Origin of the sequence: Aurantiacibacter rhizosphaerae, from assembly GCF_009807005.1 — a bacterium.
In the GTDB taxonomy this organism is placed as follows: Bacteria; Pseudomonadota; Alphaproteobacteria; order Sphingomonadales; family Sphingomonadaceae; genus Alteraurantiacibacter; species Alteraurantiacibacter rhizosphaerae.
On the sequence record NZ_WUBR01000001.1, the window covers coordinates 926142 to 940694 of the forward strand.

The window sequence follows — 14553 nt, forward strand, 5'->3', positions numbered from 1 at the left end:
ATCTCATTGTTCTGGCTGACGACATTCGAAAACCTCCGGGCCGGAATAGAGGTAAATCGGTCCGTCGCGGTTGGGGTAGATCCACAGGTCGGGCAGGCCTTCACGCGCGGCCACGATGCGAAATCCCGGCAGCACCATGCCTTCATCGATAAAGCCGTTGGCATGGTCCCACAGCGCGGCGCCTTCGTCTGCCCAGAAGATCATGTTCGATGATCGATTGGTGCGGATCAGCGTATCGGGCCGTTCGGATGGATCGCGCTCCTCGAACAGGCACACGCCGTTGCGATTGGGTTCCAGCTTCTTGGGCGGCGAGGGCGGGCGGTCAATTGGCGCTGCGGGTGCGCTTTGCGCTTCGGGAGGCAACGGTGCGGGCGGCGGCGGTTCCGGAGGATTGCCCCAGATGCCATAGGTTTTCGCGCATTGCGTGGGATGATCGCGCGTGCCGCGAAGCCTGTTGTCCGCCATCGTCTGTTCCTGCGCCAGCAGGCAGGAATTGGCGCGGCGCATGGCCTCTTCGCTGCTGATGCCTTCCCGGTCGCGATATTCGCGCACGCCGAACCAGTCGCTGCCATAACCCGCCGCCTGATCGAGCGACGTGACGGCCACGACGCGATGCTCCCCGCAGGCCTCTATCAGTTCTGCAGGCGGATCGGCGACATCGGACCTGTAGCCAAGCTGCAATCGCGTGCCGACCCGGCCAAGCCGCTGTTCGCTGTGGGAATATCGCGGGCGAAACGCCAGATAGCCTTCATCGTCCCGATAGATGCCGGTGCCGAAGGGAAACAGGGCAAGCGGATCGTCATCGCCTGCCTCGTCTATGAAAAAGCAGCCATCGCGAAGCACCACGGCATCATAGCTGGCGAGATCGGGAGTGGGGCCGAGCAAGCTCGTCTGCTGCGGAAAATAGCGGATGGCATCGCGAGCATCCTCGGAAACGCTCGGCAGGTCCGGTTCCGCAAAGGGGTTGAAGCGAAGCTGCAAATTGCGAGGCATATCCCAGCCGCGCTCTGCACGCAGTTGCTCAAAGGCCGTGCGGGACATTGCGATATCCAGCCACGGCACGCTCATATTGCCAAAGCCGGGGGAAGCGACATCGGTGCCGATCCGCTCTGCCCAGTCGCGCACGACCTTGTCCTGTTCCGCGCGGGAGAAATCCGCGGTTTGCGCGCTGAAAAGCGGGATGGAGGTGTAGCGCGCCAGCGAAGTGGCGGGATCGCGCAGGAAATAGGCGATGGCGCGTACCGTGCCGATGCCTTCGTTCTCCGGCCCATCGGTCCAGCGCCACTCGATGCCGCCGAAATTGCCATTTTCGCCCTGCTTCAGGCGGCGCAGCATCGGCAGATTGCGCTGCTCCAGCGCATCGGCAAAGCGCATTCGCCGGTCTGCGACGGTGGGCGTATAGGTGTCCGGGCCAAGCCGTGTGATCGGCGTATAGGGCGGCGCTTCAAGAACAGTTGCGTAGTCACCGCCATCCGCTTCGGGAGATGCAGTACACGCCGCAGGAAAGGAAGCGATGCAAGCAAGGAAAAGGCTACGAATCAATTCGATACTCCGCAAGGTTACACAGTAACATTGTGCAGTGATGCCTGAACCGAAGCTAAACGACTTGCCGCGCGTTCCTACCTGTTCGCCGCTGCAGCAATAGTTTCGCCGAAGGGCAGAACTTGCACTTCAGCGCATTCGCGCAGCCAACATCAATTGCGTAGTCCCGGCGAGCATGGGCATTGAGCGGGTGCGCTTTACTTGATACTTCACCGCAGGATGAGCGATGACAATCGTCGAAAACGGCTCTCGCCTGCAACATCTTCGGCAAACGTGGCCCTTGGAGAAAGTGGCGGCGTAGTGTCCTTTGCAGCCGAGGCAGCGCGTTTCCAGGCCGAACTGGCCGAGGATAGCCGCTCCAGCGTGCTTTCGAACCTGTTCGAATACATCGTTCAGGAATCGCAGGATGGCCGTGCGCCCAAAGAAATCGAAATCGCGATGGAGGTGTTCGGCAAGAGCGCCACTTTCGATACCGCCAAAAGCTCCATGGTGCGCAGCCACATGCACCGCCTGCGTCAACGGCTAGACAAGCATTACGATGGCGAGCCTGGCCCACGCCTGGTGATCCCCAAGGGTGAATACCGGCTCTATCTGGATGACATGCCGGATGCCGAAGATGCAGCGCAGGATGGTAAGGCCGCGACGATCGCCCCCTTTTGGCAGCGCGCGAACGTGCCCTGGCCAAAGGTGGCATTGGCGGCGCTTGCCATGGGGGCGGTGGTTCTGACGCTGGCGATTGCCCTGTCCGCCCGGCAAACACCCCGCCCACCGCTTGCCGACACACGGCTGTGGGCGCCGCTTGCGGCCAATGGCAGCGAAACGGTGATTGCAGTGGGCGATCTGTTCATGGTGGGGGAAAGCGATGGCGGCGGGCAGGTGCAGCGCGTGATGCTGCACCCGGATATTCAATCCCCCGGTGATCTTTCCACCCACCTTCTCAGCCATCCAGAGCAGGAGGGACGGCTGCTGGATCGCGATATCCGCCGCGTTCCCGTGGCAGAGGCGGAGAGTGCGCTGCGCATCCTGCAACTGGTGTCCGATTTGCAGCCCGCATCGCGCGATACGCTGGTGATCCCGGCATCATCGCTCAGCCAGGATGTGGTCGATGCCCACAATGTGATCTTTATCCAGTATTTCTCGCAACTGGGCGCGCTTCGCTCTCCCGTCCTGCAATATTCCAGTTTTGAGCCAACGGGCCAGTTTCACGAGATCAGGGACAAGACGACCGGCCAGATCTACACCGCACGCGGCGCTCCACGCGAAGAGGGCGGGGCGCAATCCTCCATCTATGACTACGGCTATATCGCCAGCTTTCCCGGCCCTTCCGGCAAGCGCAACACCATCATCTCCGGGGCTGACGACGCAGGCCTTTCTCAGATGCTGCAACTTGTGACCGATGACCGGGTGCTGGAGCGTTTGGATGAAGTGCTGGGCGATGAGACCGCGTTCGAGGCTTTGTATGAGGTGCGCGTGGCAGGCGGGCTGCGCTATGACTACAGGCTGGTAACCGCGCGGCCGATACGCACGGCAACCACGGTCGCGCACGCAATGTGACTGATGCAGCCAGCGCGCCCGATCAATCGCTGCGTTGCTGGCCGTCCCATATCTCCGCAGATGGCAATCGATTTGCTGAAATCAGCGAGCTGGCATAGCTTTGCGCAAACATCGTGCGCACCCGATACAATGCCTCGAAAGAGGTGAGATCGCCGCCGATCTTCTGCTTCAGTTCGGCCAGTCGTGCAGGGTCTCGCGCCACGCGCACCATCTGGCTGACGCCCGCGTCCCCCGTGCCTGACAGGATCAGGATCTGCTTTCCCGATGGCCCCGGAAAGCTGGCGATATAGCCGAAGTCCCGCCGCGGAACGACGCGCTCCCCCAGGGTATAGGGGCTGTCCGAGAGGAAGGTTTTGCCCGAGGCTTTCTCTTCCAGTGCATAGCAATTGCCCTCGCATCGAAATCGGGAGGCATCGAACAGCGGCTGCCGGATCAGCGGCGATAGCGCATCGAGCGGGCCGACATAGACCACGTTGAAGGATGCCATCGTCGCTGCGCTTACCTGGCTCATCGCGACAGCTTGCGGGTTGAGCCGGTCGATGGCAAGCCACAACCGGCTGGCCGATTCCAGGGTTTCGACGCTGACGGTGTTGTCACTCTCCTCCATCAGCATGTCGCCTGCCGCGCCCTGCGCCGCCTTGAAGGCGTGGAAGTCATCCTCATCGTGGATCGTCAGATCCTGCGTGGGGAGGGACGGCTCCCCGCCATCTGTTGAGCTGAGGAACATGAAGTAATCGCCAAGCGCGATCTTCGTGGGGAAGCCGTTTTCCAATGGCTCCACAAGATCCTGCGATGCTGCACTTGCGGGGGAACCAGGCTTGTCCTGCAACAGCCACAGCAACAACCCGGCATTCAGCACCGCGAGAAGGGCAATACCGATCCAATAGGCCCGTGGCCCGCGGTTTGGCTGATCCCGGCCCGCTTCTGCATCGTCTTCAGCCAGCGCACCATCGACCTGCTCATCCTCCGCGGCAGACAGGGTGAGGATGTACTCGCCTTTAGGTATAACCATCCGAGGGCCGGGCGCGCCTTCGTAAAACTGATCCAGCTTCTTGCGCAGCCGGTACACGCTCACCCTGATGCGGGAGCCTTCCGTCGCCTTCCACGGCTGATCGAAAACCGCCTCGGCAATCTCGGCCTCCTTGGGCCGGTTGCCTTCCAGCGACCGTTCGAGGAGGAAATCGAACAGGCGCAGCATGACTTCGGAATTGGTGGAGCCAATGAACTCGCGGACCTTGCGCCCCTCTTCCGTGAGAGCCTTTTCTTCGTCAGGAGATGGCGCCTGATTATCCATCTTTCCTGAACACTATCCCTTGCTGCGGCTTCATTGGTCACACTAACGCAACAGCGAACAATTGATAACGAAGAACGGTGAGGTAACCGTTCGTGACGTTGTGATCGTGCCACTTTGGCAACGGATCGGCAGTGTTGGAGGCTATCGGGCCACATCGCCCCGCCGCAGGACGAGAACCGCGCTGTCACAGGGCAGAAAGGGCCGCGCTGCTTCCCCGATTAAGCCCGCCTCGCGAACCGTTTCAAGACCGCTACCCGCGTGATTGGCCCGCACCAAACCCGCATACTGCATCCCATCAGGAAGGCTGGTGAAAGGCCGCATATCGCCGCCATGCGGACGAGATTGCGCCGACGCCGCCTTCACCCGGAGATGGATGGAGAAAGATATGAAATTTCGCAGCCCCAAGATCATGCAGCTGGCGCTTGCCGGTTCGCTCGGCCTGGCGGCGGTTTCGGCACCGGCGCTGGCCCATCATTCTTTCGCGATGTTCGATCGCAACACCATTACGGAATTGAAGGACGTTACCGTGCTGGAAGTGCGTTGGGGCAACCCGCACGTATTCTTCATCGTCCAGAGCGGGAAACAGCGTTACGCGCTGGAGGGTTCCAGCCCTTCCGCACTGCGATCGATGGGCTGGAAATTCAACAGCATCAAGGCGGGTGACAAGCTGGACGTCACCTTCTTCCCGCTGCGCAATGGCAAGCCCGGCGGTGCGCTCAGCGTCGCCACCTTCGAGGATGGCTCGCAGCTTAGAGACAGCTGATCACCGCTTCCAATTATAGAAACCAAGGTCAGCAACATATGAATTCCCAACGAATGCGCGATCTGGCGTGCATGGTGGCCGCCGGATTGGCGATGGTGGCCGGTCCTGCCTGGGCCGAAGAAAGCGGGCAGGGCGCGACTGACGCGGCCAGCCAATCCGTTCAGCGGCCCACGCCAGAGGCCCCTGTCGAAGGCGCGCGCAATTTTACCGGCGTGTGGGAGCGGTATCCGCTTCCCTGGCCCACATATCTGCATGATTTCGACGATGTGCCCCCACCAGATCAGGGGCCAGACCTGAAAGAGCCCTATGCCACCCAGTGGAAGGAGCAGCGCTTCGCCCGGCAGGAAGCCGTGGAGGCGGGCACGCCGCTGGTGGATCCCAGCACCAAGTGCCTGCCCGAAGGCATGCCGAGCATGATGCAGGCGATCTATCCGATCGAAATCCTGCAGACGCCGGGCCAGATCACCGTGCTGGCCGAATTGTTCATGCAGACGCGGCGCATCTACATGGATGTACCCATGCCGCCGGTGGATGAAATTCCGCCCTCGTACAACGGCTTCTCCGCCGCGCATTGGGAAGGCGATACGCTGGTTATCGTAACGCGCGGCGTGAAGGAGGACGTGCAGTTCTTCGAAATTCCGCACAGCCGCGAAATGACCATTACGGAGCGTTTCCAGCTTGGCGCTGACGGCAAGCTTTACCTGGATATCTCCATCGTGGACCCGGCCATTTTGCAAACGCCGTATGAGTTCCGCTGGATCTACAAGAAATCACCCGGATACCGGATACCGGAATACGTCTGCGACAATCTTCACGACACGATCAACCCCGATGGAACGGTCACGCTCGACACCAGCATAACCGAGGTGACGGACGAGGAAATCGAGGGGGAATAGGGCGCGCACCGGGCAGCCATGTAACGTTCGCAAACAGTTTAAACGCAGTTTCAAGCGGTCAATTCGCGCAACAATCATGCAGATAAGCGCGAGGTAGCGATGCGTTTGTGGCCAATGGCCCGTCGGCGGCAAGCGGGCGGGCACGGCGCGCCTCTGCCCAGGGTCAAGATCGAGGGATCGACACAAATAATCGGACCAGCCGCCATGCCAGAGAAGCATGTCGGCACAATAATAAGGGGAAATGAGGGAATGACGGGAATGACAATCTACGCGGCAGCACGATTGGCAAAACGGGCCTTGCTGCGCGCGACCATGCTGTCAGGCGGCTTCGCCGGAGCCGCCCTGATGATACCGGCTGGCACCGCGTTTGCGCAGGCGGATGTGCAGGATGAAGAGGTGCAGGCCGAGCAAATCGACGAGAACGTCATCCTCGTAAGCGCGCGCCGCAAGGTGGAGACGCTCACCGAAATTCCCTCCTCCATCACCAGCTATTCGTCAGAATTTCTGGAGCGGCAGAATGTCACCAGCTTTGTCGATTACGCATCGAAGGTGCCGAACCTGTCGTTCCAGCCGGGACAGGGCGGCTCCAACCTGTGGGCAGGCGATCGCGAAACGGCGATCCGCGGCGTGGCTGGCAAGGGCACCACGTCTTTCTATATCGATGATACGCCGGTGCCATCCTCGGTCAGCCCGCAGGTCCTGAACCTTGACCGGATCGAGGTGCTGAAAGGCCCTCAGGGCACGCTGTTCGGGGCCAGCTCCATGGGCGGGAACCTGAGGTACATCACCCGCAAACCCTCCTTTACCGATGATGATGGCACGGTGAGCGTGCAGGGCGGCTTCACCAAGGATGGCGGTTTCGATTACGATGCCAATTTCCGCAAGAACACCGTCCTTGTGGAAGATCGCCTCGCGCTGAATGTGGCGGCGGGATATTTGCAGGATTCCGGCTTCATCACCCGTCGCTTTCCTGACAGCACGGGGTCGCTCGTCTCCAAGGACGACGAGGGTCGCAACCGCGTGCTGTCAGGTTCCGTCGCCCTGCGCGCCAGATTGACGGACACGCTGGAGGTGACCGCCAGCTTCATCGGCCAGCGCAGCCGCCTGAATGGTTTTCCCGGCGCCTATCTGCCGCTGCCCGATTATCGCCCCGTCAGCTACACGATCTATCGCGACACCGACGTGCAGGAATTCTCGAACGATGACTGGGGCCTGGGCGCGCTGGTGTTTAACTACGCAGGCGACGGGTTCGATATCGTATCATCCAGCAGCTTCTTCGCGCGCAAGATCGTGCAGGTGGATGACAACACCGAAGGCACGAACGGCTTCTTCAACGATTTCTTCGAGCTGGATTTCAGCGGCGTGCCGTTCACCGTGGAGATCGACGCGCGGACGAAGGCCTATACCCATGAAACGCGCCTTTCCTTCGAAGAGGGGGCTGTGCTTCCCGGACTGTCTGGCATCTTCGGCGTCTTCCACCAGTATCAGCGGCAGAAGGATGCCAATCCGGGCATCTTCGTGCAGGAACTGGAAGATGCAGGGTTCGATCCGCCCTACCTTGCAGAGGTGCGGGCACGGCGTACCGAGAAGAACACGGCCCTGTTCGGAGAGCTTTATCTGGAGCCGGTTGAGGGCCTGACCTTTACAGGCGGGCTGCGGCAATACTGGATCACCCAGCGCGAAGACCCCAGCGTGGACAAGGGCGCACTGTTCGAACCAGGCGGTTTTTTCAACGCAGAGCGGACCGCGCGCCAGTCAGGCCTCGTTCCCAAGGCCGTGGTGTCCTACGAGATTGGCGATCAGGGCAATATCTACGCCTCCGTCGCAAAGGGCTTTCGCGTTGGCGGCACCAATTTCGCGCTTCCGCCGTTTTGCGGGGCAGACCTTGATTCACTGGGCTTGACCTTTGGTGAAGTAGGCCAGTTCGGTTCGGATAGTTTGTGGAGCTACGAAGTCGGCGCCAAGAGCAGGCTGGCCGATGGGCGCATCAGCGCATCTGCCGCAGCGTTTCACATGGACTGGTCTGACATTCAGCAGGTGGGCCAGCTGCCCAGTTGCGGCCTCACCTTCATCACCAATGCGGGCAAGGCGCGCATCAGGGGCGGTGAGCTTGAGATCGGCGGTCGCCCGCTGGCGAACGTGCCGCTGTCGATCCAGCTGGGCCTAGGTTATCTGAATGCCAAGCTGACCGATCCCGGCGTGTTGCCGCAACCGGCGGGTAGCCCGCTGGGGCTGGTGCCGGAATGGACGGCCAGCATCTCTGGATATTACGAAACACCGATCAGCCAGAATGCCGATTTCTTCATCGCCAGCGATTACAGCTACACCAGTTCCACCACCGTCCCATCGGTGACGGAGGAAGGGGCGGAATTCTTCACCCGTCAGCCGATCAATCTGGTCAATGCCAATTTCGGCGTGAAATTCGGTCGTGCGCAGGTGATGATCTACGGCAAGAACCTGCTCGATAATCGCCTCACCTTCGGTGATCAGCCGATCTCCGGTTTTGAGCGCTATGAAATGGTCGAGGGTGGCGGCTTCTCCCGCCTTCCGCGCGGACCGGTTACACGGCCCCGCCAGGTGGGCATGCAACTGCGCCTCGATTTCTGACCTCCCGTGGGGCCCGGCTGTCCGCTGTTTATAACAGTCGGGCAGTCGGGTTGCTGGATACAGGTGCCGGTTTTGCGGGGGCGGCCTTCAGCCTATCCCGCCGCCCCCTGTTCCCCCGCCCAACGCCACGAACAGGGTGGCGCCGTTCTGCAGATAGGCGCGCTGAGTGGTCAGCAATTGCTGGCGCGCGGCGAACAGGTTTCGTTCCGCGTCCAGCACTTCCAGATAGTTGGCCACGCCTTCGCGGTAGCGCAGTCCGGCAAGCCGCGCGATTTTCTCCTGCGCGGTAACGCCGCGCTGCAACGCCGTGACCTGATCCGCCAACCAGCGGCGACCGGCCAATCCGTCTGACACTTCGCGGAACGCAGTCTGCACCGCCTTGTCATACAGCGCGAACTGTTCCACCTCGCGCGCCCTTGCCAGATCCAGGTTCGCCTCCCGTGCGCCCCAGTCGAAGATGGGTAGCGAAATGGACGGACCGAAGGACCAGGTAAGCCCGTTACCGCCAAACAGCCCGTCCAGCTGGGATGACGCGAAACCGGCGCTGCCTGTCAAAGAGATGGCGGGGAAGAAGGCGGCGCGCGCCGCGCCGATATTGGCGCGGGCGGCGCGCAATTGTTCCTCCGCGGCAAGAATATCGGGCCGCACCAGCATCAGGTGCGACGGGGTTCCGGCGTCCAGGACCATGCCGTTATCCTGCTGAACAAGCGGCAGACCGGCAGGCAGATCGGCGGGCACACTGCCGCCCACCAGCACGGCCAGCTGGTTGCCCAGCCGCGCCCGCGCCAGGCGGAAGGTGGCCACTTGCTGCTCCGCCGTTGTCAGCAGCGTTTCGGCCTGGCGATAGGGCAGGGCAGAGGTGACGCCCGCGTCCAGCCTCCGTTTTGCCAATCGCAATTCTTCCTGCCGGCTTTGCAATGTCGCCTCCGCCAGGGCGAGCTGCGCCTCTGTTTCCACCAGTTCGAAATAGGTGGTGCTGACATCTGCGATCAGCGAGAGATAAAAGGCGCGCTGATTGGCCTGTGCTGCCAGAAACTGCGCGCGTGCTGCGTCGGAAAGATTTGCGATCCGGCCCCAGAAATCCAGTTCGAACGCGGAAACGCCCACGCCCACATCGAAACGGTTTGCGGTGATGGAGCCATCCGCACCGGGGCTTACACTGCTGAGCGGTGTGCGAGACCGGGCGGCTGCTGCACTCGCCACGAGCGTTGGCAACTTGCGGCTGTCCTCGATGCGGTATTGCGCGCGGGCCTGCTCTATCCGCGCCGTTGCCGCCAACAGATCGCGATTATTGGCAAGCGCTGAATCCACCAGCGCCACCAGCCGTGGATCGACGAACCACTCGCGATAGGAGAGGCTGGCCGCCACCACCGCGCCATCCGGGCGGTAATCCGCATCATAGGCGGCTGGTGTAGATAGCGCCGGACGATCGTGATCGGGCGCCATGTTGACGCAGCCAGCCAGCGCCGTGGCCACCGACAGGGCCAGCACGCCTGCGGTTATCTTGCGGGTCATGCGGTATCTCCCTGCGCAGTTTGGCTTGTGGTGTCGGAACGCTTCCCCTTCGCCAGCCGTGTGCGAACCAGCAGGTAGAGCACGGGGATCATGAAAATGCCGATGGCGGTGGCAGCGATCATGCCGCCCATCACCCCTGTGCCCACGGCGATCCGGCTGGCAGCGCCTGCCCCGGAAGACAGCACCAGCGGCACCATGCCCAGGATGAAGGCCAGCGAAGTCATGATGATCGGGCGCAGGCGCAGCCGCGCGGCCTCCCGCACGGCGGCCAGCGGCGGCTTGCCCTCTTCTTCCTGCTCTATGGCGAATTCCACGATCAGGATGGCGTTTTTCGCCGCCAAACCGATGATGGTGATCAGGCCGACGTTGAAATAGATATCGGCCGACAATCCGCGCGCCATGGAAAACAGGACCGATCCCAAAACGCCCGCAGGAATGATCAGCAGAACCGACAGCGGGACAGACCAGCTTTCGTAAAGCGCCGCAAGCACCAGGAACACGATCAGCACCGACAGGGCAAGGAGCAGGCCGATCTGGCCGCCAGCCTGCCGTTCCTCATAGCTGAGGCCGGTCCATTCAAAGCCGATGCCTTCCGGCAGCTGAGAGGCGAGCTGCTCCATCTCCTTCAGCGCTGCACCGGATGATTTGCCGGGTGCCGCGGTGCCCGATACGGTCATCGCGGGATAGCCGTTATAGCGGGCAAGACTGGGCGGCCCGGCGGTCCATTCTGCCGTGGCGAAGGAACTGAACGGCACCAGCGCCCCTTGCGCATTGGGAATGCGCAGCGACAGCACATCTTCGGGCTTCATGCGGAAGGGCGCCTCTGCCTGCACCAGCACTTGCAGAACGCGGCCCTCTCGGTTGAAATCATTGGCATAGGCGGAACCGAAACTGATGGAGAGGGCGGTGTTCACATCCACTATGGAAAGGCCCATGGCCTTGGCCTTCACCCGGTCAATCTCGACGTGGAGCTGCGGGGCGACGGGCTGATCCTCCGGCCGGATATTCGCCAACGCCGGGCTTTGGCTGGCCAGGCCCAGTAATTGATCGCGCGCAGCGACCAGCGATTCGCGCCCCACGCCTCCGCGATCCTGCAACTTCATGGTGAACCCGCTCGCCTCGCCCAGAGACTGTATCGCGGGCGGTTCGATGGTGAAGGCAAGGGCGCTGTCCAGCCCCATGAATGTGCCCATGGATCGTTCGGCAATGGCCGCTGCGCTGCTTTCGGATGCGCTGCGTTCGCTCCAGTCCTTCAGCGTGGCGAACATCATCGCGTTGTTCTGCCCCTGACCGAAAAAGCTGAAGCCGCGAATGACGATCAAGTCCTCAACGTCATCCTGCGCAAGCCAGTAATCCTCCACCGGCGTCACAGCCTCGTCCAGCCGCTCCTGTGTGGAGCCACCGGGGGATTGCACCACGGTGATCAGATAGCCCTGGTCCTCCGTTGGCAGGAAACCACCGGGCAGACGCATGAACAGCAGCACGGTGACGGCAACCAGCAAAAGGAAGCCTGCCAGCGCGCGCATCGGGCGGCTCAGGATCTTGTCATTGGTGCGGCCATAACGCTGCGTCATTCGTGCGAACCAGCGGTTGAAGCGCGCGAAGAACCTTCCCATCACGCGACGCACGCGTTCCACCTTGCCGCGCCAGCCAACGGGCAGGGGGCGTTCGTCCGGCGTGTTTATGGCGTCGCCACTATCCTCACACTCGTCCTCACCCTCTTTCTCGATATCCTCTGCGCGCAGGAAAGTGGCGCACAGAGCGGGCGTCAGGGTGAGAGCCAGCAGGGCGGAGAAGAAGATCGAGATCGCCAACGTGACGGAGAACTGGCGATAGATGCCGCCCGTCGCGCCGGGGAAGAAGGCCATCGGCACAAACACCGCGATCAGCACCAGCGTGATGCCGACGATGGCGCCGGTGATCTGGTCCATCGCCTTTCGCGTAGCCTCCAGCGGGCCGAGCCCTTCCTCGCGCATGATACGCTCCACATTCTCGATCACCACGATGGCATCATCCACCAGGATGCCGATCGCCAGCACCATGGCGAAGAGTGACAGCACGTTGATGGAAAAGCCCAGCAGCCACAGCCCAAGGCAGGCCCCGGCCAGCGCAATCGGCACCACCAGCGTGGGGATCAGCGTGGCACGCCAGGTTTGCAGAAACAGGAACATCACGAGGAACACCAGCGCCATCGCCTCGATCAGGGTCTTGACCACCTCGTCTACCGAAATCTGGACGAAGGGGCTGGTGTCATAGGGGATGGACCATTCCACGCCCGTTGGCAGGCCAGCGCCGATTTCCTCCATGCGCTGCTTCACGTTCTCCGCCGTGGAAAGCGCATTGGCGCCGGTGGCCAGCTGAACTGCCAGGCCTGCCATCGGCCGCTTGTTGAGCGATGTGGTGGTGGCATAGCTGCGCGCGCCCAGTTCGATACGGGCAACATCGCCCAGCGTCACCGCCGCGCCGCTGGGATCGGCGCGCAGGATGATGCGGCGAAATTCTTCCTCCGTCTCGAAACGGTTTTCGGTGATGATGGTGGCGGTGATTTCCTGCCCCTTCTGCACGGGCAGTGCGCCGATCGATCCGCCTGCGGTTTGCGCGTTCTGCTCGCGCACCGCCGCCAGCACAGCGGAAGGTGGCAGCTTGTAGGCGGCCAGCCTGTCCGGATCCAGCCAGATGCGCATGGCGTATTCTGACCCGAAGGAGGTGACATCGCCCACGCCGGGCACGCGGCGTATCTCGTCAATCACGCTGGTGGCGGCGATATTGCCAAGGTCCGTGAAATCCAGCGCGCCATTATCGGATGTAAGCGCGATGATCAGCAGGAAGCCGGGATTGGCCTGCCGCACGGTAATGCCCTGTCGGCGCACCTCTTCGGGCAGGCGGGCCTCCACCGTGCTAAGCCGGTTCTGGACCTCCGTCTGTGCGATATCGATGTCGGTCCCTGCCTCGAATGTCAGCGTGATAGACGCGGTGCCGTTCGATAGGCTGGAGGAATCCATGTAGAGAAAGCCGTCCACGCCATTCAGCTGCTGCTCGATCACCTGCGTGACGTTCTGCTCCAGCGTCTGCGCATCGGCGCCGGGATAGACGACGTTGATGGACAGGGAGGGCGGGGCGACATCGGGGTATTGCTCAATCGGCAGGGCGCGAAGGGCGATGAAACCGGCCAGCAGGATGCCGAGCGATATCACCCATGCGAAGATGGGGCGGTCTATGAAAAAACGGGCCATGATCAGTCAGCCCGCGCAGTGGCGGCAGCGCCGCCATTGACGATCTTCACCGGCGTTCCGGCGCTGAGTTTCTGCAGGTTGGAGATGATAACCTGCGTGCCCGGTTCCAACCCGCCTTCGATAACCCAGTCATCGCCTATCAGCTTGCCCAGCTTCACGGCATTGCGCGCAGCCTTGCCATCCTTGTCCACGATCAGCACCGTGCCGCCCGTCTCCGTCGCTGTGACGGCCCTTTGCGGGACGGTAATCACGTCCACCAGCTTGCCCGCAAACAGGCGCGCCCGCACGAATTCCCCCGGCAGCAAAAGGCCATCGGGATTAGCGAATTCCGCGCGCAGCTGGATGGTGCCGGTATCCTCGTCCACGGAGAAATCGAAGAAGTCGATCACGCCGGGAACGCCATATTCACTGCCGTCAGAGAAGGAGACGCGAACCTCGACAGGCTCATCCTCTCCCAGTGCCAGTTCACCGCTGGCCAGTGCCCGGCGCAGCTTCAGTATCTCGCTGGCGGATTGGGAGAAGGAGACATAGACGGGCGACATCTGCTCTATCCGGGTCATCAGCGTTGCTTCGCCCTGGGACACCAGCCCGCCTTCGGTGATAGTGGCCCGGCCAGCCCGACCGGATATCGGCGCGCGCACCGTGGTGTAGCCCAGTTGCAGCGATGCGGCGCGCAGTTGCGCCTGCATCTGCGCAAGGTTGGCCGATGCCTCCCGCGCGGCGGCCTGCGCTGCATCGAATTCCTGGCCGCTGATGGCGTTTTCCGCAACCAGCGGGCGATACCGCGCCACCACGGCATTGGCGTTTGCGGCCGTGGCCTTTGCCCGATCAAGGCTGGCGCTGGTCTGGGCGTAGCTGGCGCGCAATTCTGCGGGATCGATGCGGAACAGCGGCTGGCCCTTACCCACGTCGGAGCCTTCCTCGAACAGGCGCTGCTGCACGATGCCGGTGACCCGCGCCCGCACCTCCGCCACGCGCACGGCTTCGACCCGGCCCGGCAGTTCGATGGTGTTGTCGATATCCTGCGGCGCGACGCGAATCGTCTTGACCGGCACCGCCGCCGGGGCCTGCTCCTGCGCCGAAGGTGAGCACGCGGCGACGCATGCCGCCAGCAGGAGGGAGAGAATCGATTTGGGAGACATGCCGCAC

At 62.2% G+C, this 14553-nt stretch carries 9 protein-coding genes; 4 read left to right on the forward strand and 5 right to left on the reverse strand.

The window, feature by feature from the left end; genetic code table 11:
- Positions 1-3: 3 nt before the first annotated feature.
- Positions 4-1542, reverse strand: coding sequence for a hypothetical protein (locus GRF63_RS04360; protein WP_160484734.1), 1539 nt, complete (start codon positions 1540-1542; stop codon positions 4-6).
- A 300-nt stretch (positions 1543-1842) separates the two neighbouring features.
- Between GRF63_RS04360 and GRF63_RS04365 the strand changes: the two genes are divergently transcribed.
- Positions 1843-3096, forward strand: coding sequence for a hypothetical protein (locus GRF63_RS04365; RefSeq protein ID WP_160484735.1), 1254 nt, complete (start codon positions 1843-1845; stop codon positions 3094-3096).
- Positions 3097-3118: 22 nt separating this feature from the next.
- Here the strand turns inward: GRF63_RS04365 and GRF63_RS04370 are convergent, their stop codons facing one another.
- Complete coding sequence (locus GRF63_RS04370) at positions 3119-4390, reverse strand: hypothetical protein (RefSeq protein ID WP_160484736.1); 1272 nt, start codon at positions 4388-4390, stop codon at positions 3119-3121.
- Between the two features lie 385 nt (positions 4391-4775).
- Between GRF63_RS04370 and GRF63_RS04375 the strand changes: the two genes are divergently transcribed.
- The 3 genes from GRF63_RS04375 (at position 4776) to GRF63_RS04385 (ending at position 8656) form a co-directional block, all read left to right on the forward strand.
- The gene (locus GRF63_RS04375; RefSeq protein ID WP_160484737.1) at positions 4776-5153 is read left to right on the forward strand and encodes a DUF6152 family protein; all 378 of its coding nucleotides are present in this window, start codon (positions 4776-4778) and stop codon (positions 5151-5153) included.
- A 38-nt stretch (positions 5154-5191) separates the two neighbouring features.
- Complete coding sequence (locus GRF63_RS04380) at positions 5192-6049, forward strand: hypothetical protein (RefSeq protein WP_160484738.1); 858 nt, start codon at positions 5192-5194, stop codon at positions 6047-6049.
- 249 nt (positions 6050-6298) lie between these two features.
- A complete protein-coding gene (locus GRF63_RS04385; protein ID WP_160484739.1) occupies positions 6299-8656 on the forward strand; it encodes a TonB-dependent receptor in 2358 nt (785 codons plus the stop codon).
- Between the two features lie 87 nt (positions 8657-8743).
- Here the strand turns inward: GRF63_RS04385 and GRF63_RS04390 are convergent, their stop codons facing one another.
- The 3 genes from GRF63_RS04390 to GRF63_RS04400 are packed head-to-tail and all read right to left on the reverse strand — an operon-like array spanning position 8744 to position 14546.
- Positions 8744-10171: an efflux transporter outer membrane subunit gene (locus GRF63_RS04390; protein ID WP_160484740.1), complete on the reverse strand. Its 1428-nt coding sequence runs from the start codon at positions 10169-10171 to the stop codon at positions 8744-8746.
- Positions 10168-13404 carry a multidrug efflux RND transporter permease subunit gene (locus tag GRF63_RS04395; RefSeq protein ID WP_160484741.1) on the reverse strand — a complete coding sequence of 1079 codons (3237 nt, stop codon included), beginning with the start codon at positions 13402-13404 and terminating at the stop codon, positions 10168-10170. The genes GRF63_RS04390 and GRF63_RS04395 overlap by 4 nt, the downstream gene beginning before the upstream one ends.
- Before the next feature lie 2 nt (positions 13405-13406).
- Positions 13407-14546 (reverse strand): efflux RND transporter periplasmic adaptor subunit, encoded by a 1140-nt coding sequence (locus GRF63_RS04400; protein WP_160484742.1) that lies wholly within the window; start codon positions 14544-14546, stop codon positions 13407-13409.
- Between the last annotated feature and the right edge of the window lie 7 nt (positions 14547-14553).

Excerpts from the sequence above, each read along its gene's own strand:
- GRF63_RS04370 (WP_160484736.1), bottom strand. The coding sequence starts at position 4,390 with ATGGATAATCAGGCGCCATCTCCTGACGAAGAAAAGGCTCTCACGGAA.
- GRF63_RS04375 (WP_160484737.1), top strand. The coding sequence starts at position 4,776 with ATGAAATTTCGCAGCCCCAAGATCATGCAGCTGGCGCTTGCCGGTTCG.
- GRF63_RS04380 (WP_160484738.1), top strand. The coding sequence starts at position 5,192 with ATGAATTCCCAACGAATGCGCGATCTGGCGTGCATGGTGGCCGCCGGA.
- GRF63_RS04385 (WP_160484739.1), top strand. The coding sequence starts at position 6,299 with ATGACGGGAATGACAATCTACGCGGCAGCACGATTGGCAAAACGGGCC.
- GRF63_RS04390 (WP_160484740.1), bottom strand. The coding sequence starts at position 10,171 with ATGACCCGCAAGATAACCGCAGGCGTGCTGGCCCTGTCGGTGGCCACG.
- GRF63_RS04395 (WP_160484741.1), bottom strand. The coding sequence starts at position 13,404 with ATGGCCCGTTTTTTCATAGACCGCCCCATCTTCGCATGGGTGATATCG.
- GRF63_RS04400 (WP_160484742.1), bottom strand. The coding sequence starts at position 14,546 with ATGTCTCCCAAATCGATTCTCTCCCTCCTGCTGGCGGCATGCGTCGCC.